This is a genomic window from Treponema lecithinolyticum ATCC 700332, assembly GCA_000468055.1.
GTDB lineage: Bacteria > Spirochaetota > Spirochaetia > Treponematales > Treponemataceae > Treponema_C > Treponema_C lecithinolyticum.
In genome coordinates, this window is the sequence record KI260554.1 from 69,314 (window position 1) to 94,226 (window position 24,913).

The window sequence follows — 24,913 nt, forward strand, 5'->3', positions numbered from 1 at the left end:
CGGCTTTGAAAACAAAAACGGCACGCGAAAAACAAAAAAACGTTTTTTTTAACAGAGATTTGTCGTGGCTTGAATTTAATGCACGCGTACTTGCCGAAGCGGCAAGAGCGGATGTGCCGCTTTTGGAACGCATAAAATTTTCGGCAATTGTATCTTCGAATTTTGAAGAGTTTTTTATGGTGCGCCTTTCCGGTTTAACCGCAAAACAACAGCGCCACCTTATATGCGAACGTTCTCACAAAATATACACGGCTCAGCAAAAGCTTGTGCAAAACACGCTTTTACCCTTGCTCAAAAAAGAAAATATTGTTTACGTGCCGCCGAAAGATTTTACCGATAAAGACAGAATTCTTTGTAAACGTGTTTTTTACACACGCATATTGCCGTTTTTAACGGTGAAGCCGCTTTCATCTAGCGTCATCGAAAACTGTAAAACATACGCGGCGTTTTTACCGCATGGTAATTCCGCTTCAGACTCTTGCAAAAAAAAGATAGCGCTTATACCGGTTCCCCCGTCAATAGAGCACATTGTACCGCTTGATTCAACTACGCTCGCATACCGCTTTACTTTGGCAGAAAACCTTATCGCTTTGTTCGGCTCTGCGTTATTTAAAGACGATGCGGGAGAGTACACAGCAGACTGTGCAACGTCCGCTTATGCGGCAGATTGTGCCGCACCGGAGTCCCCGGCGGCACAAAGCCTCATATTTAAAACTTTAGGCAGCGCATCTTTTTGTATAGATAAAAAAAACGCCGGTTTAACGGACAGCGAATACATGCGCGCCGTAAAAAAAACGGTTTTAAAACGAAAAACTTCACCCGCTATAGCTTTAATTTGTACAGCAGGAAAAACCGGCATTATCCGTATGCTGTGCGAGCACTTGCATTTGGACAAACGCGACGTATACACAACCGGTACAATTTTAAACATCGGCGCACTAACGGCACTTTCAAAAAAGAAGGAATTTGCACACCTCGGCTATCCTGTGTGGAAAGCGCAAGTGCCGGCGTGGACGCGTACCGCAGAAGATACGTCGAGCCAAACCGCTTCGGCCGCCAGGGAAAGCGTTTCGGCAAATGCAGTCGCCTCAGGTAACACGGGTGCTCCACCCGGTATGCTATGGGAGCGTATAAAACAAAAAGACCGGTTGCTCCACGTTCCCTACGAATCCTATAACACCGTCCTAAACTTACTAAACTGTGCGGCGGACGATGAGCGCGTTACGGAAATAAAAATAACCCTGTACCGCACAAGCAGCTGTTCTGCCGTGGTAAAAACTTTGGAAAAAGCGGCGCGCTGCGGAAAACAGGTAACGGTTTTTATAGAACTTAAAGCGCGCTTTGACGAATTGCAAAACATCCGCTGTGCACACCGTCTTAAAAAAGCAGGCGCAGAGGTTATATGCAAAATTTCCGGTGAGCTTGCAGACAGCGCCGCTTTTGCCGGAACGAGTGCGTTCAATATAAAAGTACACGCAAAAGTTTTGCTCATCGTCCGCCGCGAAAAGACAAGCTTCGTTCGCTACGTATATTTATCTACGGGAAACTTTAACGAAAAAACCGCCTGCTTATACTCGGACATATCTTTACTGAGCGCAAATAAAAAAATCGGGAAAGATGCACTTAGTTTTTTTAAGTATCTTTCCGGCAAAAAAAACGGCTTAGAGTTTTTTGCAGCAAATTCTTTGCAGCACTTGTACATGTCGCCCTTTAATTTAAAATCCAAACTGCTTTTTTTAATAAATCGGGAACGTACCTTATCTACAAAAGAAAAGCCGGGCTTTATTATGGCTAAAGTAAACGCACTGGCAGAACCTGAAATAATAGAAGCGCTGTACAAAGCAAGCCGTTCTCATGTACGGATTATGCTGAACGTACGCGGCATTTGTTTGCTGGTGCCCGGCGTAAAAAATCAAAGCGAACACATTGAAGTTGTCAGCATCGTCGACCGCTTTTTGGAACACAGCCGCATACTGTATTTTCAAAACGGCGGTGATGAAGAAGTGTATCTTTCCAGTGCAGACTGGATGAGCCGCAACACCGACCGGCGTGTTGAACTTTTATTTGCAATAACACAAAAAGATTTGCTTTTGCGCTTAAAAGACACTTTGCTTTTGTACTTTAAGGATAACACCCACTCACACCGCTTAAATGCCGACGGCACGTGGACACTAAAAATGCCGCGATCAGGAGAAAAAGCCGTACGTGCACAGGAAAGCCTTTACAGACAGTATGCGCGCCGTTAGATATACTACCATCAGCTGCGTTTACATATACCGATAATTTCGTTTGCTATAAAAGCGACCGTATAAAACACCATAACGGCAGAAGAAATCGGCATACACGCATACAGCACCGAACGCGGTATTTGAAACACAGCGGTAACTTCTTTTGTCTTCAGCATTAAATTAAGCGAGTATCTAAATAAAATAATAAAAAATACACAGGAAATGCTGTCAATCAATATACGCAAAAACGCTTTTCCCGCAGGATGGGTAATCCGGTTTTCGAGCCAATTTCCGACACTGTAATGCCCTTTTATAATCCACACTGCGGCAGCGCCGTAAAAAGTCATTGCGGCAAAGCACAGTTCAATAATTTCGTCGAGCCAGTGAAAAGAAGTTATCGGCACCAACCGGTTAAACACGTTTAGAGCAATCATTATCATTAAAACGGCAAACATGCACAGGGTAACCGTTTTAAGCAAAAACCGTACAATGTTATCGGCTTTTTTTAAAACATCAGCTGGTTTCATAATTACCCCCTTATTCGGCGCCCATAATCAAATCGGGCAAAAAGGTTGCAATTTGCGGAACGTATGCCATTACAATGGTAATAACAAGCACTCCGATAATATAGGGTAAACATTCTTTTCCCAATTTAAGAATAGGAACTTTTGCATGACCTGCGACGGCAAACAAACACATACCGACCGGCGGCGTTAAATTTCCTATCATTATTAAAAGCGTCAGCACAACGCCGAGGTTTACCAAATTAAAACCGTACATCGTTATTATGGGAAGAAAAATCGGAATAACAATAAAAAGTATGGCGTTTCCTTCCATAAACAAGCCCAAAACAAGGACGACCGCAATCATAATCGCCATAACACCGTTTGCACCGGCACCTATAGAAGCGAGCGTTTCTATTAGTTTGTTGGGAATTTGCCGGTACATAACAAACCATCCGAAAAAGTTGGCAACCGCCATAATAAATAGCAGCCCGGCGGACGCTTTTACCGTGTCCCACATTATGCGCGGTAAATCTTGCAGTTTAAGGTCTTTATAAAGGAAGCCTAAAACGATTGCATATAGGCAGGCAACTACGGACGCTTCGGTAGGGGTAAACAAACCGGACATTATGCCGCCGATAATAATTACCGGAGTCATCAGCGGAAAAAAAGCGCCGCGCACGGCACAAAACAATTCTTTAGCGTTTACCCGTTCACTTTTGGGAAAACCGCGGACTTTTGCCAAAACCGCAATGATTATCATCTGAGCGGCAGCCATTATAATACCGGGAATAAAGCCCGCCATAAATAAACGGGGTACGGAAACCGCAGTCAACGCCCCGTAAAATACAAAAGGAATGGACGGCGGTATTATCGGTCCGATTATGGAAGAAGATGCAACCATAGAGGCGGCAACAACCGGATCGTATCCGTCGTCAATCATAGCTTTTTGTTCTATTTGTCCGAGCCCGGCAGCGTCGGCAACGGCAGAGCCGGACATTCCGGAAAAAATAATCGACGACACAACGGAAACTTGCCCCAAGCCGCCGGGAACATGCCCAACCAATGCGCGGGCAAAACGGAAAATTCTGTTCGTTATTCCGCCCGAATTCATAAGGTTTCCCGCTAAAATAAAAAAAGGAACGGCAAGCAGCGTAAATCCCGTAGTGCCGTAAAACATTCTTTGTGCAAGCATGGTAAGAGAACCGGTTTGCCCGAAACCGATAAAAAAGCATACCGCCGTCATACCCATAGCGACCGCAACGGGCACATTTAAAACGATAAAGGCAATCAATACGATAAAAATTAAAAAGGTAAGCATACCGGTTCTCCCATCTTTACTTTCTGCTTTTTTCGAGCAAGTCCATAAAGTACTTGTAGTCCGCTTCTCCTACTTGAACCTTTAATTCTTCATACACGGGAGCTGCTGCTTGAATAAAAGGTTTGGTATCGGGGAAAGCAACTTGCATTCCGTTTTTTTCCAGCTCTTTTATTTGCAGCGCTTCTTGCTCACGCACGATTTTTTGCAGCGCTTTTCCGGCTTTAACGGCTTCTTCAATCAGTACCTTTTGCTGCAACTCGGACATTTTGTCGAACTTGTCTTTGTTCATCAGCAAGTGGGTGGCATTATAGGTATAGTTGACGACCGACAAATACTTTTGCGTTTCGTACATTTTGTTCGTTAAAATGGTAGCTATCGGGTTTTCCTGACCGTCCACAACGCCCTGTTTAAGCGCCATCGGCAGTTCCGTAAACGAAATGGTTTGAGAAATGCCGCCGAGCGCTTTTACCGTTGCCGCGTTTACAAAATCCGGCGGCGTTCTGATTTTTAAACCTTGCATATCTTTCGGTGTGGTAATTTGGCGAACCGACGTCGTATAATTGCGGAATCCGTATTCCCAGCGCGCCAAGTATTTTAAGCCGACGTTTTCAAGGTCGGGTTTTACCCATTCAAGAAATTTTCCGGCAAAAAATGCGTCTGCGGCATTATAATCCTTAAACGCAAAAGGCGCGCCCACCATATTGAATTTTTTTACATACTTTGCAATTGCAGGGTCTGTCGGAATAACCAAGTCCAGCGCCCCGGCAGTGGTTTGCTCTACCAATTCTTGAGAGTTTCCGAGCATACTGTTCGGATACATAACGACCGTTACGCTGCCGCCTGTCCGTTCGGCAACGGCTTTTGCAAACGCCGCGGCAGCTTGGTGGGCAGGGTGCGATTCTGCAAGATAGTGCGCAAATTTGATTTCAAAGCGTTTTTCGCTTTCGCCGTCTTTGTTTCCGGCTGCCGTAAGCATTGCAGCCATGGCAATCAACAATACGCACGATACGATTTTTTTCATACGAATTCCTCCATTCTTTGTACAGTGTGTTTTAAAGTGTAAGCAAAAAAACCCAAACAATCAAGTATGAGGAACGGCTGTTATGAGGTGAGGGGGCAAGGTAAACACATCGGCAGCAATCTTCAGGTACGTTTAGCCGCCGTTAGATGTACCGCCAGCCGTGTTTACACAGCGTTAAACAAAAGCATTCAAAGAAAAAGTTTTAAAGACGGCAACAAAAGAGTCCAAATCTTCGGCGTGCAGCGGTGCATAGGTTTCGCACGTATACGGAACACCTAGTTGACGATATTTGTTTTGCCCGAACTGATGAAACGGCAACAGCTGTACATCAACGGCACCGATTTTTTTTAAAAGAACGGCAAACGCTTCGGCATCCGGCAATCCGTTGTTATAACCGGGAATAACAGGAATACGCACAAGTACTTTTTTTTCCGCATTTAATACAAAGCGCAAATTATCCAAAATAATATCGTTATACACGCCGGTTCCTTCAAAATGTTTTTGCCGGTCGTAGTGTTTTACATCAAATAAAAACAAATCGGTAAACGGAATTATTTTTTTTAACGTGTTAAGCGGCGTATAACCGGTTGTTTCAACAGCCGTATGTAAGTTTTCTTTTTTACAGCGTTGCAATAACGAACGGGCAAAATCGGCTTGAACAAGCACTTCGCCGCCGGAAAGCGTTACCCCTCCGCAAGATTCTTTGTAAAAATCCGTATCTTGCATAATTTCACCCATTATGCGTTCTATGCCCATATATTCGCCGCATACCGTCGGCTTGCCGCCTTTTTTTAACGGCATAAGCGTTTCTATTTTACCCGAGCGCGATTCGGGGTTAGAACACCATTTGCACGACAGAGGACAGCCTTTAAAAAAAACAACAGTTCTAATTCCCGGTCCGTCGTGAATACTGAATTTTTGAATATTAAAAATAAGAGCCTGTGTGCTTTTCATATCTTTAGTATATCACCTTTTCAATCTTTTGAAAAGCATTATGTTTCATTCGTAAATATTTTACTTGCAAAAAAAACACCACCGTGATATACTTAAGATAAAAGCTGGTAAAAGGAGGTCGAGGCAATGAACGCGCCTTACAGTATCGGCATTGACGTCGGCGGAACTAAAACCGCTTTAGGACTTTTTGCGTCCGACGGTGTTTTAATCGAGCGCACACAATACCCGTCAAACAAAACGGCGGAACCGGAAGCTTTTTTTGACGAACTTGCAGAGCATTGTAAAAAACTTATCCAATCGCAAAATTTAACGGTAAAAGATTTGGATGGAATTGGAATCGGAATGCCGTCTTTTGTTTTGTTTTCGGAAGGAAGAATTTTAAAAACAAGCAACTTAACAAACATCCGCGACTTTCCCGCCCGTGACTATTTTTCCGAACGTTTTGAAAATGCCGTCCGCATTGTTATAGACAACGATGCACACACCGGCGCTTTGGCGGAATTCCGGCACGGAGCGGGGCAAGGCTTTGAACATATGCTGTTTTGTCCGGTCAGTACGGGCATATCATCGGGAATTATTATAAACAAAGAATTATTCCGTGGCTCATACGGCTGGGCGGGAGAAAGCGGCCACATGCTGATAACGCCGAACGACGGTATTTTGTGCGGCTGCGGCAACCGCGGCTGTCTTATGTCGTGGTGTTCGGGAAGCATGATAGTCAAACATGTTCAGCAAAAAATTGCAGCCGGAGAAAAAACGCTTATAGAAGAGCTTGCCGGCGGAAGCGAAAAAATTACCGCTATGCATATTTGCCAAGCGTGGGAACAGAACGATCAAACGGCAAAACAAGCTGTCGAACAAATGGCTCAATACCAAGCCGTATGGCTGTTCAATCTATATGTTACGCTCAATATAAACTGCTTTGTGTTTTCCGGCGGCTTGCTTTGCATGGGAGACAAACTGTTCAAACGCAGCAAAGAATTATTCGACGCATACAACAATAATTCGTATCCCGTTTACTTTAAACACGCGTCTTTGGGAGAAAATGCCGGCATTATCGGCGCACGGGAATTATTATACTAAACCGTACAGGGGGTAAAATATGTATTTCGGCGAATTAACCGACAGAATGAAACATTTTAGAGAAGAAGTGCTCAGCACACCGCCGCGTGTGTGTGCACAAAGAGCTTTGTTAACTACGCAAAGTTATAAATTGCACGCAGACAAGCCCGTTATTTTAAAACGTGCATACATGATGAAAAATATTTTGGAAAACATGAGCATTTACATTGAAGACGACAGTCTTTTAGCGGGGAACCAAGCATCCGAAAACCGTGCGGCGCCGATTTTTCCCGAATATGCCATGGACTGGGTTATCGCCGAATTGGACGAATTCGAAAAACGTTCCGGCGATGTGTTTTTTATTTCGGAAAAAACAAAAAAAGAACTCCGCTCCATAGCGCCTTTTTGGGAACACAATACAACAAAAGATAAAGGTCTTGCCGCCATTCCGCCGGCAAGCAAAGTGTTTTACGATTTAGGCGTTATAAAAGCCGAAGGAAACATTACATCGGGAGATGCACACATCGCCGTAGATTATAAACGCGTGCTCCAAAAAGGCTTACTCGATTTTAAAAAACAAACCGAACGGGCAATACAAAAGCTTAACTTAACCGATTTTAATAATTTGCAAAAATACTATTTTTACCAAGCGGTTTTGATTTTAATTGACGCATCGGTGCAGTTTGCAAAACGCTATGCCGATTTAGCCGAAGAAAAAGCAAAAAAAATACAAAAAACAAAACCCAAGCGTGCAGCGGAATTAAAAGAACTGAGCCGCATTTTGCGAAAGGTGCCTGCGCACAAAGCTGATACGTTTTACGAAGCCGTACAGTCCTTATGGCTGGTACATTTAATTTTACAAATAGAATCGAACGGACACTCTCTGTCTTACGGCAGAATGGATCAATATTTATTTGAATATTACAAACGCGATATTAAAAATAAAGTCCTCACGGAAGAAAAAGCGTGCGAACTGTTGACCAATTTATGGATAAAAACATTTACCATAAATAAAATACGCAGCTGGACGCATACCCAATACAGTGCCGGCAGCCCTTTGTACCAAAACGTCACCGTCGGCGGACAAACAGCGGATAAAAGGGATGCGGTAAATCCGCTTACCTATCTTATATTGCGCTCGGTAGCGCAAACGAGACTTCCGCAGCCCAATTTAACCGTACGCTATCATTCGGGGCTGGACGACGCTTTTATGAAAGAATGTGTAGAAGTGGTAAAACTGGGCTTCGGTATGCCCGCATTTAACAACGACGAAATTATCATACCGTCTTTTATTAAACGCGGCGTAAAAGAAAAAGACGCTTACAATTACAGCGCTATAGGCTGTGTAGAAGTTGCCGTTCCGGGCAAATGGGGATACCGCTGCACGGGTATGAGTTTTTTGAATTTCCCCAAATCGCTGCTTATTGCAATGAACGACGGAGTTGAACCGAAAAGCGGCATAAAACTGACAAAGGGCTGCGGGCACTTTAAAGATATGAAGCGTTTTGCCGACTTGCAAAAAGCGTGGGATTATACAATACGCGATTTTGCCCGGCACAGCGTTATTATCGAAAATGCATGCGATATTGTTCTCGAAAAAGATGTGCCCGATGTGCTGTGTTCGGCTTTATGCAACGACTGTATCAAGCGCGGCAAAACTTTAAAAGAAGGCGGCGCCGTATACGATTTTATCAGCGGTTTACAAGTCGGCATAGCTAATTTGGCAGACTCGCTTGCCGCAATAAAAAAATGTGTATATGAAGACAAAAGCATAAGCCCAAAAGAGCTTTGGGATGCACTGACAAATGATTTTCAGGGAGAAAACGGCAAGCGAATTCAAGAAATTCTTATAACGCAAGCGCCAAAATACGGTAACGACAGCGATTATGTGGACGATTTAATCGTAAGCGCTTACAGCAGTTATATAGATGAAATCGAAAAATATCCGAACACCCGGTACAAACGAGGTCCTATCGGCGGTTTGCGCTATGCCGGAACATCTTCCATTTCTGCAAACGTAGGGCAGGGGATTGGAACACCGGCAACTCCGGATGGACGCAATGCGGGAACACCGCTTGCCGAAGGCTGTTCTCCCTCGCACGCGATGGATACACATGGGCCGACATCCGTGTTTAAATCGGTTGCAAAACTTCCGACGGCAAAGATTACCGGCGGTGTTTTACTAAACCAAAAAGTAACGCCGCAAATACTGCAAAAAGAAGAAGACAAAGTTAAAATGGTTGCCCTTATTAGAACCTTTTTTAACTGTTTAAAGGGGTTTCACGTACAATATAATGTAGTATCCCGCGCAACACTGCTGGATGCACAAAAACATCCCGAAAAACACCGCGACCTTATCGTCCGGGTTGCCGGCTATTCGGCATTTTTTAACGTGCTGTCAAAAGCAACTCAGGATGACATCATAGAAAGAACGGAACAAGCCGTATAAAAATAAAAAAGCGCTTTCGGAGTTAACTGAAAGCGCTTTTTTAATTATGAATGAGTTTTTTTATTTATACTTGGCAACGTTTTGTTTTGTTACCAGTTCATACGGAATATCGTACAATTTATCTATGCTTTCACCTTTTGCAATTTTTACCGCAACGTCAACAGCAGTACGGGCTTGCGCTGCCGAATTCTGTAAAACCGTACAGTTTAATCTTCCGGCTTCAACCGCAAGCAATGCGTCGGGAATGGCATCCACACCGCCGATAAACTTTCCCTTTACATTAGCGCCTTCGCACGCAAGTAAAGCTCCCATCGCCATTTCATCGTTTTCCGAAAAAATTGCATCAAACGCCATTCCCGATTGTATAATATTTTGAATGGCATCCAAAGCTCGCGAGCGGTCCCAATCGCAAAATTTTTCCGCAACGATTTTTGCGTTCGGAAAACGTTTCATCACTTCTTTTAATCCGGCATAGCGCATAACTTGTGCGTTTTGACCGGCAGGTCCGTGCAGGACAATAATTTTTGCATCGGGTTTTACATTTTTAAACAATTCTTCTGCAAGCAATAAACCTGATTGAATATCATCGGAACCGACATAGGCAAGTTTTTTATCGGACACGGTCGATGCGCACATTTCAATAAGCGGAACGCCCGCTTTTGCCGCAGCTTCAACTGCGGGCACTTGCTGTTCGCGATCAAAGGGAATCATTACAATGCTGTTAACTTTTTGAGTTATTAAATTGTCGACTTGGCTGTTTTGTTTAACCGGATCGGACTGCGCATCTAAAAACACCAATTTTACGGAAGCATATTCCGGTTTTTCCGCAACATACTTTTCCATATGTGTTTTTAACGACGTCAAGTATTCCGACGTTAAATTAAACATGGAAACGCCGATTTTGTAAGTTCCCTCACCCGACGCTTCTCCTTTGCCCCCTGCAGCAAGCGGCATTAAAACCGCAAAGGCAAGCAACACGAACAAAATTTTCTTTTTCACACAAAGCCTCCTTAAAATGTATTTTGTGTTTTAGTGCTATTCAAACCTGCGGTTTGCTTTATCCGCCCAAACCGCTCCGATAATAATTAAACCTTTTATAACTTGTTGAATATATGAAGATACATTTAAAATATCCAAGGCGTTTTGGATAATACCGAAAATCAAAACGCCGAGTAACGTGCCGAATATGCTTCCTTTTCCGCCGGACGGAGAAGTTCCGCCGATAATAGCTGCGGCGATGGCATCCAATTCGTAGCCCGTTCCGGCATTGGGCGCTCCTGCATTTGTTTTGGCGGTCATTAAAATACCTGCCAACCCGCAGCAAAAGCCGGTAAACGTATAAGCAAACATTTTTATTTTTGCCGTATTTATACCGGATGTTTTAGCGGCGCTTTCGTTTCCGCCGACTGCAAGCGTATAGCGTCCCAATTTTGTCGTGTGTAAAAGCACATAGCCGACCAAAAGCATACATACGAATATCCACACGGGAAGCCCTATTCCCAAAAAGGAAGATTGCCCCAATGCGGTAAACGCTTTATTCAGCTTTATAATCGGGCTTCCGTGTGTGTACACGTTGGTAAACCCGCGTGCAATAGACAACATACCCAGCGTTACTATAAAGGGAACTATTTTTGCATAAGAAACCAAAACACCGTTGACAACGCCAAACACAAGTCCTGCGGCAATTCCGGCTAAAACGGCTAACAGCGGATTTCCTCCGCCGGATACCAAACTCGCCGCTATAACGCCGGAAAACCCCAAAAGAGAACCCACCGACAAATCTATGCCGCCGGTTATAATAACAAAGGTCATGCCCACGGCAAGAATTCCGTTTATGGAAACTTGTTGAAAAATATTTTTTATGTTTTGAGCGCTTAAAAAATTCGTGTTCAGTACGGATACGACAATTATAAGAACCAACAACAATATATACAAACTGTAAGCCGAAAATATTTTTTTTACTGCAGCCGCATTTATGGTTTTTTGCATAATTTCTCCTCTACTTTAAAACGCTAATGCACAGCGCATTATTTGTTCTTTATTGATTTCGTCTTTTAAAAGAACGCCGCGCACTCTGCCGCTGTTCATAACAATGATACGATCGCTTATCGCCATTATTTCCGGCATTTCCGAAGATATAACAATAACGGCTTTCCCCTGTTTGGCAATCGCGTCGATAAGCATATATATTTCCTGTTTTGCCTTTACATCTATGCCGCGCGTCGGTTCATCGAGTATTAAAATTTCAGGATTTGTCGAAAGCCATTTTGCCAAAACAACTTTTTGCTGATTACCGCCGGAAAGCGAAGAAACGGGTACCGTAAACGACGGCGTTTTAACGCTTAATTTTTTTAAAATGGCGGCACTGATGTTTTTTTCGGTTTTCTTTTTTATAAAAGGTCCGAATACCATTTTGGTAAGATTTACCAGCGAAGTATTAAATATAAGCGATTTATCGAGAAAAAGCCCTTGCTGTTTGCGGTCTTCGGTTACCAATGCCATACCTCTTTTTATGGCATCTTGCGGTTTTTTTATACAAACTTCCTTTCCGTCGATTAGGATTTTCCCCGAACTTATCGGGCGCAAACCGAATAAAGCTTCAACAACCTCTGTCCGTTTGGAACCGATTAAACCGGTTATGCCCAAAATTTCTCCCGAACGCACATCGAAAGATACGTTTTCAAAACAGCCGGGAGAACACAAATTGTGCACCGATATTTTAACATCTCCGAAACTTTCACCTCTGCGCTGAAAAAGCGCCGAAACATCTCTTCCCACCATCATATTTATCAAACGCGTTTGATCCGTTTGAGAAGCTTCATCCGTTCCAATCATAGTGCCGTCACGCATAACCGAAATCCGATCGGAAATCCGAAAGATTTCATCCATCTTGTGCGAAATATACACAATCGAAACGCCGCTTGCCGTTAAACGTCGTATAATATTGAACAGCAATTCAACTTCCGTGTCGGCAATAGCCGATGTCGGTTCATCCATAACAATAATCCGCGATTTATACGCTATGGCTTTTACTATTTCAACAAGCTGAATTTGTGCAATGCTGAGCGTGTTCATCGTTACGTTTGCAGGAATAACCGGAAGATCAAAACTTTTAAACAAAGCTTCCGTTTGTTCATTCAACTTTCGTTTATTAACAAAACAGCGGCCGGGTAAATGTCCTAAAAAAATATTTTCTGCAACTGTCATGGCGGGAATGGGGCTTAACTCTTGGTGAATCATCGATATGCCCAATTGAATTGCATCGTGCGAACAGCGGGGGCAAACGGTTTTACCTTCAAGCTCTATGGAACCGCTGTCTGCCGTATACATTCCGTTTAAAATTTTCATAAGAGTGGATTTCCCCGCTCCGTTTTCTCCCATCAGTGCATGAACTTCGCCTTTGTACAGTTCAAAATCGACGCCTTGTAACGCTTGTACACCGGGAAACGTTTTACAAATACGCGACATTTTTAAAATGCTTTTTTGCATTTTTCTCCTCTTTTGCAGCGTTTTGAACAAAAGCAATTTACATTCAAATGAAATTTAAAAAGCTTCGATAAAATATACTAGCACGCGTTTTCTCAGAAGTCAAGTTTTTTTTATAAAGATTTTTATTTCAAATAAAAGCTATGTATACTAAATTCAAAAGCAAATACTCGATTGACAAGTATTTAATCTGCTTATAGAATTAAAGAAACCACCAAACCGGAATAATTTATGGGAACCGATATAATACAGCGGCAGCTAGATATTGTTAATTTATTAAACGAATACGACAAACTGAACGTAAAACAAATTGCGGACCGCATACAAGTGTCGACGGTAACTATCCGTAAAGATTTGCAAGTACTCGAAGACAAGGGACTTTTACGCCGTTTTCACGGCTATGCGCTGCGTATTTCGCGCGACGACATAAATTCGCGCTTGTCCTACGCTTACGAAACCAAACAAAAAATTGCGCGTACGGCACTGTCTTTTTTGCAGCCGGGTGAAACGGTAATGATAGAATCAGGCAGCACATGCGCTTTGCTCGCTATGGAAATAGCCCTTGCTGCAAAAGAAATTACCGTAGTAACCAATTCGGCTTTTATTGCAAGTTATGTACGCCATATTCCTTCGGCAAAAACCGTTTTGTTAGGAGGCGACTACCAAAACGATGCGCAAGTTATGGTCGGTCCCATTACGCAAATGTGTGCAAAAGAATACCACGTGGAAAAACTATTTACCGGTATAGACGGTTATACGGTTGAACATGGGTTTTCGCAAGAAAATCACACGCGCGCGCGAACGGTAAAAGAATTAAGTAAAAGCGCGGATAAAGTATTTGTCCTTTCGGATTCGTCCAAATTCGGAGTGCACAGTGTTGCACGTTTGTTTTCGGCACAAGAAGTGCACACGGTAATTACGGACGAACAAATTCGATCCGACTTAAAAGTCGATTTGCAAAGCAAAAACGTGCGCATTGTCTGCGCATAAGCGCTTATCGAAGGTATGTCATTAACAGCATTATGTCCGAATTGCGGATACCGGAAATCCTAAGCGCTTGCCCGAGCGTGCGCGGACGCACTTTTTCCAGCTTTTGCCGGGATTCGGAAGACAGCGCCGCAAGAGCTGCATAATCAAAACCGTCGGGTATAAGCGCGTTTTCCATGCGGCGTAACTTTTGAATGGATTTTTCTTGTTTTTCTATATAATACTTATATTTATAATCTATGCGCGCCGCATCCCAAGCACTTTGACTATAGGGTGCGGGAGCGTCTTCGGTTTCGACGGCACGGGCGGCTTGTACAGGATTTGTTTCAAACCCTTTTATAATTTCATCACGCATACGGATTTTTTCGCGCACCCGCTCCATTTGCATGTCCGTTTTTAAACCGGCTTTCCATCCTTTTTCCGTTAAGCGTACATCGGCGCTGTCGTGCCTCAGTTTTAAACGGTATTCGGCGCGGGCGGTAAACATGCGGTACGGTTCTTTTGTGCCGAGCGTAACCAAATCGTCGATTAAAACACCGATATACGCTTCATCGCGCGCAAGCACAAGTTCTTCGTAGCGGGGTATATCGTGCAAACGGTCAACGTGCCCTTCAATACTCGCGCCGCACAAATCTTTGTGGGCGGCAATATAATTTCCCGCGTTAATACCGGCGACTAAGCCTTGACCGGCAGCTTCTTCGTAACCGGAAGTTCCGTTTATTTGCCCTGCAGTAAAAAGACCGGCAACGGCTTTTGTTTCAAGAGCTGCAGTTAATTGGGTAGGATCGATAAAATCGTATTCGACCGCATAACCCGGCCGTGTTACAACGGCGTTTTCAAAGCCGCTCAGCGTACGCAAAAAACGGTCTTGTACTTCTTCAGGAAGCGATGAAGAAAATCCGTTCAAATACATTTCATCGGTATCCAAGCCTTCGGGTTCCACAAACAGCTGATGGCGCTCGCGCTCGGCAAAGCGCATTACTTTATCTTCTATAGAGGGGCAATAACGCGGGCCTATGCCGCTGATTTTTCCGCTGTACAAGGGAGAGCGCCCTATGTTTTGGCGGATAATATCGTGCGTATGTTGATTTGTGTAAGCAAGGTAGCAGGGCACCATAGGACGTTCGACGTTTTCGGTGTCAAAAGAAAAAGGCAGTATTTTTTCATCCCCGTTTTGGATTTCCAGCCGGGAAAAATCGATGGAAGAGCGTAAAATACGCGGCGGTGTACCCGTTTTTAAACGTGAAACGGTAAAACCTAAGCGCACAAGCGTTTCAGTTAAACCGAATGCTCCCGGTTCTGCCAAACGGCCGCAATTTTCTTCGTAATCGCCGATAAAAATTTTTCCGCCTAAAAAAGTTCCGGTTGTTAACACCGCCGCGCACACGGGAATACGCCTGCCGCGCTGTGTAACGATCGCTCTTATTTTTTGCCGCTTTCCGGAAGCGGCTGCAACCGTTTCCATGTCGGTAACGGTATCTTGTAAAAGAGTTAAATTTTTTTGCGTTTCCAGCATATGGCGGGCAAGCGCGGCATACAACAGTTTATCCGCTTGTGCGCGCGGCGCTTGCACTGCAGGGCCTTTGCTTTTGTTTAAAAGCCGAAACTGAATCATGCTTTTATCGATTAAATGCGCCATTTCTCCGCCGAGCGCATCTATTTCGCGCACAATATTCCCTTTGGAAATACCGCCGATAGACGGATTGCACGAAAGCCGGCATATCGCGTCGATTGACTGCGTTATAACGATTGTACGAAAACCGCGCCGAGCCAGTGCAAGAGCGGCTTCAAGTCCTGCGTGTCCTGCTCCCACAACGGCAGCATCAAAAGAAGCGTTGTAACCGACGCATGTATCCACATTATTATCCATCTTATACCCCGATTACGCAAACCCGAACGGGGTTTCTTGGTACACATAATAGTTCAGCCAATTCGAGTAAAACAAGTGCGCATGGCTTCTCCACGTGGAGCGGGGAATGTTTTCCGGATTATCGTCGGGAAAATAATTTTCCGGTATGTCTATTGCAATGCCTTTTTTTATGTCGCGCTTATATTCAAGCTCAAGCGTATCGGTATCGTATTCCAAATGACCGGTCATAAAAAGCTGGCGGTTATCTTTGGATTTTACCAGCAAAATGCCCGCTTTTTCTGAAACAGCCAAAACGGTTAAATCTTTACAGCGCTCAACATCTTCGCTTCGCACGTGAGTATAGCGCGATTGCGGGCATACAAATCTATCGTCAAAACCGCGCAGCAATGGTTCGGTCGGCACTATTTTTTTATTGTAAAACACGCCGAACAGTTTTTTGGGTAAATCGTATTTTTGAATACCGTAACGGTAATACAAACCCGCTTGAGCCCCCCAGCAAATATACAGCGTGCAAAATACGTTTTGCGCCGCGTAATCCATAATCGCTTTTAAATCGTCCCAATAATCCACTTGTTCAAAGGGAAGCTGTTCTACCGGAGCACCGGTTATAATCATCCCGTCGAACTTTCGCTCAAGCGCTTCTTTTGAAGTAATATAAAACTTTTCCAGATGGTCGGTTCGGATATTTTTAGGTTTGTGTTTTTCCATGTGCACCAGCGATATTTCTACTTGCAGCGGCGTATTCCCCAAAAGGCGCAAAAGCTGTGTTTCGGTAGCTATTTTGGTGGGCATAAGGTTTACTATGGCTATTTTTAACGGGCGGATGTCTTGCACTTTTGCACGCCGCTCGGTCATAACAAAGATATTTTCGCTTTCCAAAACGGTTCGAGCGGGCAAATCCGAGCGAATTTTTATAGGCATATGCACGGCAGTATAGCATATACGCTTTTTTTTTGCTATACTTGACTTTATGATGCGGCAAAATACAAAAACGGCGGTAAAAAAATTAAAACGCTTAATTTTGGACCCAAAAGACAATGCAGAAGATTTCCGTTCACGTTTAGAAGCCGAATTTGCCGACGCTATGCTCCCCAATCGAGTTGAAAAAGAAAAGCGGACAATTGACGGTATTGACTGTGCCGTGTTTGTGCCGGAAGTATATGCTTCCAACCGCCTTATGCTGTATGTACACGGCGGCTGTTTTGCTGCAGGCTCTTGCGCTTCGTGGGCAAATTTTTGTGCTTCCCTTGCCAATATTTCGTGTACCAAACTTATTTTACCCGAAATCCCGCTGGCTCCCGAACACCCCTATCCTGCCGCTTTGGAAACCTTAAAAACCGTTATAAAAAAACTGTATACGGAAACAGACAATATTATCATCGGTGCGGACGGTTCGGGTGCGCTGATCGCCGTTTCGCTGGTGCTGACGATTAAAGAAAAATTCAGAGGAAAAATAAAAGAATTGATTTTATTTTCTCCGTGGCTGGACATATCTGCAGATTCGGAAACTTTAAAAACACTCAACAAAAAAAATACCGATCCGGTGCTTTCTCCGGCAAACGTTCGAGCGGCAGCACAACTGTATACGTATGAATCAAATTGCACAAACCCCTTTGTATCTCCGATGTTTGCAAGCCCCGAATTGCTTTCAGGTCTTCCGCCCGTGTATATGCAAATGGCGGACGACGAATTGCTTTTAAAAGACGCTGTGTGTTTTCAAGATAAATTAAGAAAAGCCGATGTTCCCTGTACGCTTGACGTGTGGAAAGACACGCTGCATTTATTCCAAATGGCGGATGAAGTTTTTCCGCAAGCGCATTTAGCTATGGAAAAAATCGGTACTCATATAAAAACAAAACATTCAAACGGAAATTAAAACATGGAATTGGTAGCCCCCGCCGGGAATTTAGATAAGCTGCGTTACGCCTATACATACGGAGCGGATGCCGCTTACATCGGCTTAAAACACTTTTCTTTGCGCTTAAAAGCAGACAATTTTCACAGGCAAGAACATCGGGCGGTACACGAATTAAAAGCGTGCTATCCCGATAAAAAACTATTTTGTGCGCTGAACGTCAGTTTTCACAACCGCGATATCGACCTTTTTTTAAACGAAATTGAATATTTTAAAGCATTTCCCTTTGACGCTTTTATCGTACAGGACATGGGCATGGTGCATATTCTGCAAAAGCATTTTCCCAACACGGCACTGCATTTGAGCACGCAAGCAAACTGCATTAACCGAGAAGCCGTTAAATTGTACAAAGAATTGGGATTTTCCCGAATTGTGCTTGGGCGCGAAGCTTCCCTTGCGGAAATTGCAGAGATTAAGCAAGCCGTTCCCGACATGGAATTGGAAGTGTTTGTGCACGGAGCAATGTGTATTGCATATTCGGGACGCTGTCTTATGAGCGCGTATATGAATGGACGCAGCGCAAATGCAGGTTTTTGTTCTCATTCGTGCCGGTGGAATTATAAATTACTTGCGCAAAGCGGAAATTTGGTTTTGGAAGAAAAAGAGCGGCCAGGTTCATACCTTCCCGTTTTTGAAGGCGATAATTTTACTGCCGTGCTTTCTTCAAAAGATTTATGCATGATAGAACACTTAGACGATTTAAAAAAAGCGGGTGCCGACAGTTTAAAAATTGAAGGCAGAATGAAAAGCCTATATTACACTGCAGTGGTAACACGCGCATACCGCAAAGCCGTAGACCTTGCAGAAAACCGCATAAGTAAAAAAGACGCACAGCCTTTTATAAAAGAACTGTACAAAACAAGCCACCGCGAATTCGCTTCCGGTTTTTTTTACAATGCAAAAAACGCTGACAAAACAACGTGCGGCGAAACAAGCGGTAAATACGAAATGACCGGAACAATAGGACAAACGCTGACAGCGGAAAAAACACAAAGCATTTTTGCAAGGGCTAAGGAAGTTCAATCGACTTTTTTACAATCGCTAAAAAAACTGCACCCAAAAGCGCGCGCGGCAAAAGAAGCGGATTTACAAAAACACCCCGAAAAACAGCTGCGCACGGTAAAAATGCGCAAAAACCGGTTTTTTTACGAATATCAGCCACTTAATTTTACCGACAGCCAAACAGCCTTGGAAGCAGTCGGTCCGGATACGGTTTGCGTAAAGCTAAGTGCAAACAGTTATGAATTCGTTAACCCGGAAACCGGAGAGCTTTTACGCAGCGTAAGCCACAACACGCCGTGCCTGTTGTATACGGCGCACGCTCTCCAAAGCGATTGGATTATACGGCAAAAAGCCCGGTAAAGTACCATTTATAATAAAAAACCTATAAACCGTTCGGCTCTCGTCGGTTTTAGAAACGCTTCATTCGTCCGCCTTGCTTTTAATACGCCGGTTTTTTAGAAGTACCCTGTTTTAACGTGCCGGTTTGGGTGTGCCGTTTTTTTGTTCTTCCCAGAGTACGGGGATTTTGCGTTCGTTAACGTTGGCGATGCGGTTAAAATTTTTGCAATCGGCGCGGTGTACGGTTATGCCGCGTCCGCGCGATACATAGCCGACAATGGAATCGCCGTAGCGCGGATTACAGCATTTTGCGCGGGTAACCAAAAAATTCGATGTATCGTCTATACGGATTTTTATCGGCGTGTTTTGTTCACTTTCGGTTTCGCTGTGCGCACCCGCATAACAAGCGGACGATGTTTGAGCAGACGTTTGTGCCGATACGGCAGCTAGAGTTTGTCCCTGCCCTTGATTTTGCGTTTGCACCGGAACCGAACCTTGAGTGCCGTCTTGAGCATGCTGGGCAAGATATGCGCGTATTTTAGAACGCGCACGGGCAGTTTTTGCCATTGCAAGCTGGTTTTCGGTAGGGTGGGCTTGCGGATGGGTGAGGATTTCGACTATCTGCGTATTTTTAAGCGCGCGCGACAAAGGGATTATATGACCGTCGGCTTTTGCGCCGGTTATCGTTTGCCCTATGTGCGTATGCACGGCATAAGCAAAATCCAAAGCCGTAGCGCCTGCAGCAAGTTTTTTTACTTCCCCTTGCGGCGTAAACACAAAAATGGAATCTCCTAACAGTTCGTTTTTTATTTCGTTAAAAAATGCTTCGTCGTTTAAGTGGTCGCGGCGCAATTCCCGCAATTGATTGATAATACTTAAACTTCCGATATCCACACTGTCTTTGTTCATCCCCTTTTTATACAGCCAGTGGCTGGCAACACCCAGCTCGGCAACCGAATGCATTTCGTGAGTACGGATTTGTACCTCCAAAGGACGGGTGCCGCACAACACGGTTGTATGTATGCTTTGGTAGCCGTTTTCTTTCGGCATAGCGATGTAATCTTTAAAGCGCCCTTCAAGCGGTTTCCACAAGTTATGCACAAGCCCTACCATAACATAACAATCCGCACTTGTTTTACACAAAATCCTAAGCGCAAGCAAATCGAGCAATTCTTCGGCTGTGCGGTTTTTCCGCTTCATTTTTTGGTAAATTGAATAAAAGTGCTTTGCCCTGCCGTATACGGTTACTTCCAAGCCGGCTTTTGAAGCTGCTTTGTAAATTTCTTTTTGTGCTTTTTCTATGTATTCGGCGCGCTCGTTTTTTTTCAGTGCAACGATTTGCTTAAGCTGAGCAAACACATCGGGGTTGGAACATTTTAAGCTTAAATCTTCCATTTCGATTTTTACGGCGGACATACCCAAACGGTTTGCAAGCGGCGCCCAGATTTCGATAATTTCTGCGGCAAGCTGTTTTTGCCGATCTGTTTTTAAAGATGAAGCGCTTCGGATGCTGTCCAAACGTTCAGCCATTTTAACCAAAATAACGCGGATATCGTCGGTCATGGCAAAAAGCATTTTGCGGAATGCATCCGCTTGGTCGAGCGTTTTGCTTTTCATATTAAGACCGGTAATACGCCGGATTGACTGCACTATGTTTAAAACGGCACAACCGAAGCGCTTTTCGATTTCGCGCTCACAGGAAGCGTAGGTGTCGGGTTGAGCGGCGCCGGAAGAAAGTCCGGAAAAAGATTTTGCAGCGTTTTGTACCGTATCGGTTTTGTTTTGTGCGGTTTTCAAATTAAAGATATTGTGCAGTATGCCGGCGACAATGCAGTCGGTATCGAGATTATTTTCGGCTAAAATACAAGCCACTCTAAAAGAATGATCAACGGCGGAAAAAGCTGGCGGCATAGCACAAACTTTGTCTGCAGTTTGTGCGCACGAACACAAAAAATCCCACGCTTCGGTTATTGTTTTTTTACCGTTTACCTCGTCGGCATAGCGCGGATAAGTTTGAAAAAAACTTTTTAAAAGTTCGCAGCAAGCAGCATTTTCCGAGGTCACCGGTTTTTGTATATACGCTTGCTCTTGCTCGGTAAGCTGAAAATCGCTCATCGTCATTGTCCCGTTTGCGGCCGCGGGTTACGCGCGGCATACCGGATAAATCGTTATACGTTACTATATCGGTAAAGCCCGCCTTTGTCATCAGCTCGGCAGTTTGCCGCGCATTGTATTCACCTGTTTCCAAAAGCAAAACACCGCCACTTTTGAGCGCACCAAACGCTTGCACCACCAAACGCCGAATAAGATCCAGTCCGTCTCTTCCGCCGTCGAGGGCTAAAAGCGGCTCGCTTCTTCCGTCTTGCAAAAGTTGTGCCGCCGCCGCAGACGGTACGTAGGGCGGATTGCTTACAATAAGATCAAACGGCGGATGCGGAAAATCAAGTAAATCGGCGCGGACAAAGCGGATGCTGTGCGCTTTTTGCGGCAAAAGCAGGTTGTGTGCGTTTATGCGGGCAATTTTAAGCGCTTTTTTTGAAATATCGCTTGCGATAAAAAACACGGGCGGTGCAAAACCGGAAAACGGCTGCACAACATTTGTATTCACCGCTTGAAGCGAAGCAAGCGCCGAAAGCGCAACACAGCCCGACCCCGTGCACACATCGGCAGCATATAACGCGCTGTCTGTGCCGGCACTGGTATCAATAGCCGTGCTGCCAGAAGCGGTGCCGATAGCAATATCGGTTTTAGAACGGCGCTGCGCTGCTAAGCATTCCAGTTCGCACAATGTGCGTTCAACCAGCAGTTCCGTATCGGGTTTGGGAATAAGCACATCCGGCGTTACTTTAAAATCAAAGCCGAAAAATTCTTTTGTGCCCGTTATATAAGCAACGGGCAGCCCCGCATTTCTCCGGCTTACGGCATAAAAAAAAGCACGCTCTTGTGCTGCAGAAAGTTCAATTTCGTCGTGAGCCAACAAAAAAGAGCGCTCTTTGCCCAACACGTGTGCAAGCAAACAATCCGCATCGAGTGCGGGCGTAAACATAAAAGAGGACGTAAAAACAGGATCTAAAAGGTTTTGAAAAATACTTAAAGCTTTTTTTCGCGCTTGGCGTACCGTCATTATGTATCCATAAAAAAACCCCTGAAGCGCGTGCGTTTCAGGGGATACATAAACTAAAAAGTTTTATTTAGTTTTTCTTTGCAGCTTCGGTTTTTTCCGCACCTTTTTTCGCCTTAGGAGCTTTTGCTTTAGGCTGTCCGAGCGGAATAAATACTTGTGCCGTGTACTTGTCAAGTTCCGTTAAATTGCCGGTTGCATACACATCGATATGCACACCGCCAGCAAAGTCGAAAGTAAGACCTACAACGTGCTCTTCTTTGAACTCAGGCTTAAAAGCAACGGTGCGGCTTCCGATTTTGCCGGTGTCCAACATAACTTCGTCATACTTAACATCCGCAGTCAATTCTACAGACGGTGTTGCTCCAAGCATAAAACCGCATACCCATTTTTCGGGTTTTATCGTTATACCCATCGGCAATTCAAATTTGGTAACAACTTCATGTGCAGACTTCCACTGTTTAGGATCTTCATGCGTGGTTTCCGCTGCGCCATCGACAGCTTTAGTTAAATACGCTTCAGCTTTTTTTGCATTAGCGCTATTGTGTGCGCCGTTATAACCGAAACCAACACCGGGACGGATTTTAAAGTTAGCGCTGTCTGCGATGTTAAAGTTAAACAAACGTTGACCTTCAAGCATAAAACCGCCGCCTACTGTTGTTTTATATTTTTTTTCTCCCTTTTTGATGGCAGGGGGGTGAGGACCTTCAAGCTCTTTTTTGTAGTCTGCACCTGCAAATCCGATATTAAAGTTTCCGCCGATTATCCAGCTGTCTTCTTCGCGATCGCGCACCGGAAGGCTTACTTCATACTTTGCCCCAACTTTAGTATATGCTTCCACATCGGTAATCTTAACTTCTTGTTTAGCTCCGCTATCAGGCGTACTTTTGAAAGAACCGTCTTTATTGGTAATATTGCTGTTTACAAAAATGCGGGCAGAGTGTTCTGTAGCACCTTTTGTAAAAGAAAGCGGCATGCCAATTTCAAAATTGTTTGTAGCTGAATTAGGATTAGCATTTGCGGCAGCCATATTCCATAATTCAAGGGTTCCGGCAGCAATTCCGCCCTCTATTTTAGTTTTGCTAAAGTGTTCGGGGTCCAAAGCAGAAAAATCGCTGTGCATAAAAAATTGACCGCCGATAACAAGATTTTTTTCTCCGCCTAAAGCGGTTAAAAACTGTAAATTTGTTGTATACTTTTTAAAAAGGAACACTCCTAAGGGGGTAAACTCTGTTTTTACTCCGCCAATTTCTTGTTTCCAGCTTCCTTGGCGGCTAAAATCACCTTCAGCACCCCAGCTGCCAAAAACAGACCAGGGTTTTGCCGTAGGACGGTAGTAGCCGAACATAATATTTGTTACTGCTACACTGCCGTTTAACAATGCCCCTTCTTTTCTCGGATTGCCCAAACCGCCATACAAAAACTGCTGATCGTAGCTGCCAAAATCTGCATTTGCAGAAAATTGTTTGTCAAATTGATTTTCAAACAAACCTGCAGTTTTGTCATTTAACAAAGACGATACCGGCGGCTGGTATTGGGTTGGTGTTTGTGCGAAACAAACAAGCGCCACGCTTAAAGCCGCTGCAAGTGTAATAAGTTTTTTCATATTTTTCTCCTCTTTGAAAAAAACGTTTTTATAATCTTATACAAGACTGTTTTATCATAAATCGGTATCCGCATCCTGTCAAGATGCCGCACGCCGCTTAGTGTTCCGAAAAACAGCCGACCGACCGAATCTTTTTTTTGCGGTACTTAACCAGCACTTCGACATCGCGTTTGCACAAATCGGCAAGGTCTTTTACCAATTGTCCGCGTACCGCCGCGGCAGCTTTTTGCGGATCAATATGCGCACCGCCGTCCGGCTCGGCAACAACGCCGTTTATCATTTTTAAGTCGAGCACTTCGCGGCTGGTTATTTTAAGCATAACGGCAGCGTCCTTTGCACGGCTTGAATCGCGCAGCAAAATGGAAGCGCATCCTTCAGGCGATATAACCGAAAAAATAGCGTTTTCGAGCATGTATATTTTATCGCCGACACCGATACCCAAAGCACCGCCGGAACCGCCTTCTCCGATTATAAAACAAATCACCGGTGTTTTTACGCGGCTCAGTTCGCGCAAATTAACTGCAATCGCTTCGCCTATTCCTCGTTCTTCCGCTCCCAATCCCGGATACGCCCCTTGTGTATCTATAAAGGTTACTACCGGACGATGAAATTTTTCCGCTTGTTTTATAAGACGCAGCGCTTTGCGGTAGCCTTCGGGGTGTGCCATGCCGCCGTTGCGGTCTATTGTTTCGCGCAAATTGCGTCCTTTTTGATTGCCTATAACGGTTACCGCTCTTCCTTCTATAAAACCTATGCCTCCGACAAGGGCAGGATCATCACCAAAAAAGCGGTCGCCGTGCAATTCGGTAAAATCTTCAAAAATCATATCGATGTAATCGAGCGTTCGGGGGCGGTCACTGTGGCGGGCAAGTTCAACCCTTTCCCACGTTTTAGCGCCGACAGAGCAGCTTTGCAGTTTTTCGTTTATTTTATGTAATTCTTCACTTATATCCAAGCCGGATTTTTCGGCTATATCTTTAAGTCCGGTTAACAATGCGCTTTGTTCACTGTCGGTTACAGTATTGGCGGTTACGGTTTTGTCGTTCACA

The 24,913-nt window shown here is 44.4% G+C and carries 19 protein-coding genes; 6 read left to right on the forward strand and 13 right to left on the reverse strand.

Annotated features, from left to right (window positions below; translation table 11 throughout):
- Nucleotides 1-5 precede the first annotated feature (5 nt).
- Nucleotides 6-2,246 carry a polyphosphate kinase 1 gene (gene ppk1 / locus HMPREF9193_RS00985; protein WP_021686171.1) on the forward strand — a complete coding sequence of 747 codons (2,241 nt, stop codon included), beginning with the start codon at nt 6-8 and terminating at the stop codon, nt 2,244-2,246.
- Nucleotides 2,247-2,257: 11 nt separating this feature from the next.
- On the opposite strand, the gene HMPREF9193_RS00990 is transcribed toward ppk1, so the two are convergent.
- From HMPREF9193_RS00990 to HMPREF9193_RS01005, 4 genes are all read right to left on the reverse strand, one after another.
- Nucleotides 2,258-2,755, reverse strand: a complete 498-nt coding sequence (locus HMPREF9193_RS00990; protein WP_021686172.1) for a TRAP transporter small permease — start codon at nt 2,753-2,755, stop codon at nt 2,258-2,260.
- A 10-nt stretch (nt 2,756-2,765) separates the two neighbouring features.
- Nucleotides 2,766-4,052, reverse strand: a complete 1,287-nt coding sequence (locus HMPREF9193_RS00995) for a TRAP transporter large permease (RefSeq protein ID WP_021686173.1) — start codon at nt 4,050-4,052, stop codon at nt 2,766-2,768.
- Between the two features lie 16 nt (nt 4,053-4,068).
- Nucleotides 4,069-5,073, reverse strand: coding sequence for a DctP family TRAP transporter solute-binding subunit (locus tag HMPREF9193_RS01000; RefSeq protein ID WP_021686174.1), 1,005 nt, complete (start codon nt 5,071-5,073; stop codon nt 4,069-4,071).
- A gap of 174 nt (nt 5,074-5,247) precedes the next feature.
- Entirely contained in the window at nt 5,248-6,027 is a 780-nt protein-coding gene (locus tag HMPREF9193_RS01005; RefSeq protein ID WP_021686175.1) for a glycyl-radical enzyme activating protein, read from the reverse strand.
- Nucleotides 6,028-6,153: 126 nt separating this feature from the next.
- On the opposite strand from HMPREF9193_RS01005, the gene HMPREF9193_RS01010 reads away from it, so the two are divergent.
- Both HMPREF9193_RS01010 and HMPREF9193_RS01015 read left to right on the forward strand, forming a co-directional pair.
- Complete coding sequence (locus HMPREF9193_RS01010; protein WP_021686176.1) at nt 6,154-7,110, forward strand: ROK family protein; 957 nt, start codon at nt 6,154-6,156, stop codon at nt 7,108-7,110.
- Between the two features lie 19 nt (nt 7,111-7,129).
- A complete protein-coding gene (locus HMPREF9193_RS01015) occupies nt 7,130-9,538 on the forward strand; it encodes a glycyl radical protein (RefSeq protein WP_021686177.1) in 2,409 nt (802 codons plus the stop codon).
- A gap of 60 nt (nt 9,539-9,598) precedes the next feature.
- Here the strand turns inward: HMPREF9193_RS01015 and HMPREF9193_RS01020 are convergent, their stop codons facing one another.
- The 3 genes from HMPREF9193_RS01020 to HMPREF9193_RS01030 are packed head-to-tail and all read right to left on the reverse strand — an operon-like array spanning nt 9,599 to nt 13,027.
- Nucleotides 9,599-10,537 (reverse strand): sugar ABC transporter substrate-binding protein, encoded by a 939-nt coding sequence (locus tag HMPREF9193_RS01020; protein WP_021686178.1) that lies wholly within the window; start codon nt 10,535-10,537, stop codon nt 9,599-9,601.
- 36 nt (nt 10,538-10,573) lie between these two features.
- On the reverse strand, nt 10,574-11,527 hold the full coding sequence (locus HMPREF9193_RS01025; protein WP_021686179.1) for an ABC transporter permease: 954 nt from the start codon (nt 11,525-11,527) through the stop codon (nt 10,574-10,576).
- Between the two features lie 15 nt (nt 11,528-11,542).
- A complete protein-coding gene (locus HMPREF9193_RS01030) occupies nt 11,543-13,027 on the reverse strand; it encodes a sugar ABC transporter ATP-binding protein (protein WP_021686180.1) in 1,485 nt (494 codons plus the stop codon).
- A gap of 228 nt (nt 13,028-13,255) precedes the next feature.
- Between HMPREF9193_RS01030 and HMPREF9193_RS01035 the strand changes: the two genes are divergently transcribed.
- A complete protein-coding gene (locus tag HMPREF9193_RS01035) occupies nt 13,256-14,014 on the forward strand; it encodes a DeoR/GlpR family DNA-binding transcription regulator (RefSeq protein ID WP_021686181.1) in 759 nt (252 codons plus the stop codon).
- 4 nt (nt 14,015-14,018) lie between these two features.
- Here the strand turns inward: HMPREF9193_RS01035 and mnmG are convergent, their stop codons facing one another.
- Both mnmG and metA read right to left on the reverse strand, forming a co-directional pair.
- Nucleotides 14,019-15,881, reverse strand: coding sequence for a tRNA uridine-5-carboxymethylaminomethyl(34) synthesis enzyme MnmG (mnmG, locus tag HMPREF9193_RS01040; protein WP_021686182.1), 1,863 nt, complete (start codon nt 15,879-15,881; stop codon nt 14,019-14,021).
- A 12-nt stretch (nt 15,882-15,893) separates the two neighbouring features.
- Entirely contained in the window at nt 15,894-16,802 is a 909-nt protein-coding gene (gene metA, locus HMPREF9193_RS01045) for a homoserine O-acetyltransferase MetA (protein ID WP_021686183.1), read from the reverse strand.
- 49 nt (nt 16,803-16,851) lie between these two features.
- Here metA and HMPREF9193_RS01050 point away from each other — a divergent pair, with 49 nt between their 5' ends.
- Both HMPREF9193_RS01050 and HMPREF9193_RS01055 read left to right on the forward strand, forming a co-directional pair.
- Entirely contained in the window at nt 16,852-17,757 is a 906-nt protein-coding gene (locus tag HMPREF9193_RS01050; protein ID WP_021686184.1) for an alpha/beta hydrolase fold domain-containing protein, read from the forward strand.
- 3 nt (nt 17,758-17,760) lie between these two features.
- A complete protein-coding gene (locus tag HMPREF9193_RS01055; RefSeq protein WP_021686185.1) occupies nt 17,761-19,158 on the forward strand; it encodes a peptidase U32 family protein in 1,398 nt (465 codons plus the stop codon).
- Between the two features lie 111 nt (nt 19,159-19,269).
- Here HMPREF9193_RS01055 and HMPREF9193_RS01060 read toward each other — a convergent pair whose 3' ends face one another.
- The 4 genes from HMPREF9193_RS01060 to HMPREF9193_RS01075 all read right to left on the reverse strand — a co-directional run bounded on the left by HMPREF9193_RS01060 (nt 19,270) and on the right by HMPREF9193_RS01075 (nt 24,912).
- Entirely contained in the window at nt 19,270-21,201 is a 1,932-nt protein-coding gene (locus HMPREF9193_RS01060; protein ID WP_040847269.1) for a RelA/SpoT family protein, read from the reverse strand.
- Entirely contained in the window at nt 21,116-22,261 is a 1,146-nt protein-coding gene (gene prmC / locus HMPREF9193_RS11355; protein ID WP_021686187.1) for a peptide chain release factor N(5)-glutamine methyltransferase, read from the reverse strand. The genes HMPREF9193_RS01060 and prmC overlap by 86 nt, the downstream gene beginning before the upstream one ends.
- Before the next feature lie 67 nt (nt 22,262-22,328).
- A complete protein-coding gene (locus tag HMPREF9193_RS01070) occupies nt 22,329-23,864 on the reverse strand; it encodes a hypothetical protein (RefSeq protein ID WP_021686188.1) in 1,536 nt (511 codons plus the stop codon).
- Nucleotides 23,865-23,961: 97 nt separating this feature from the next.
- Nucleotides 23,962-24,912 (reverse strand): acetyl-CoA carboxylase carboxyltransferase subunit alpha, encoded by a 951-nt coding sequence (locus HMPREF9193_RS01075; RefSeq protein ID WP_021686189.1) that lies wholly within the window; start codon nt 24,910-24,912, stop codon nt 23,962-23,964.
- Nucleotide 24,913 lies beyond the last annotated feature (1 nt).

Excerpts from the sequence above, each read along its gene's own strand:
- HMPREF9193_RS00990 (WP_021686172.1), bottom strand. The coding sequence starts at position 2,755 with ATGAAACCAGCTGATGTTTTAAAAAAAGCCGATAACATTGTACGGTTT.
- HMPREF9193_RS00995 (WP_021686173.1), bottom strand. The coding sequence starts at position 4,052 with ATGCTTACCTTTTTAATTTTTATCGTATTGATTGCCTTTATCGTTTTA.
- HMPREF9193_RS01000 (WP_021686174.1), bottom strand. The coding sequence starts at position 5,073 with ATGAAAAAAATCGTATCGTGCGTATTGTTGATTGCCATGGCTGCAATG.
- HMPREF9193_RS01005 (WP_021686175.1), bottom strand. The coding sequence starts at position 6,027 with ATGAAAAGCACACAGGCTCTTATTTTTAATATTCAAAAATTCAGTATT.
- HMPREF9193_RS01010 (WP_021686176.1), top strand. The coding sequence starts at position 6,154 with ATGAACGCGCCTTACAGTATCGGCATTGACGTCGGCGGAACTAAAACC.
- HMPREF9193_RS01015 (WP_021686177.1), top strand. The coding sequence starts at position 7,130 with ATGTATTTCGGCGAATTAACCGACAGAATGAAACATTTTAGAGAAGAA.
- HMPREF9193_RS01025 (WP_021686179.1), bottom strand. The coding sequence starts at position 11,527 with ATGCAAAAAACCATAAATGCGGCTGCAGTAAAAAAAATATTTTCGGCT.
- HMPREF9193_RS01030 (WP_021686180.1), bottom strand. The coding sequence starts at position 13,027 with ATGCAAAAAAGCATTTTAAAAATGTCGCGTATTTGTAAAACGTTTCCC.
- HMPREF9193_RS01035 (WP_021686181.1), top strand. The coding sequence starts at position 13,256 with ATGGGAACCGATATAATACAGCGGCAGCTAGATATTGTTAATTTATTA.
- mnmG (WP_021686182.1), bottom strand. The coding sequence starts at position 15,881 with ATGGATAATAATGTGGATACATGCGTCGGTTACAACGCTTCTTTTGAT.
- metA (WP_021686183.1), bottom strand. The coding sequence starts at position 16,802 with ATGCCTATAAAAATTCGCTCGGATTTGCCCGCTCGAACCGTTTTGGAA.
- HMPREF9193_RS01050 (WP_021686184.1), top strand. The coding sequence starts at position 16,852 with ATGATGCGGCAAAATACAAAAACGGCGGTAAAAAAATTAAAACGCTTA.
- HMPREF9193_RS01055 (WP_021686185.1), top strand. The coding sequence starts at position 17,761 with ATGGAATTGGTAGCCCCCGCCGGGAATTTAGATAAGCTGCGTTACGCC.
- prmC (WP_021686187.1), bottom strand. The coding sequence starts at position 22,261 with ATGACGGTACGCCAAGCGCGAAAAAAAGCTTTAAGTATTTTTCAAAAC.
- HMPREF9193_RS01070 (WP_021686188.1), bottom strand. The coding sequence starts at position 23,864 with ATGAAAAAACTTATTACACTTGCAGCGGCTTTAAGCGTGGCGCTTGTT.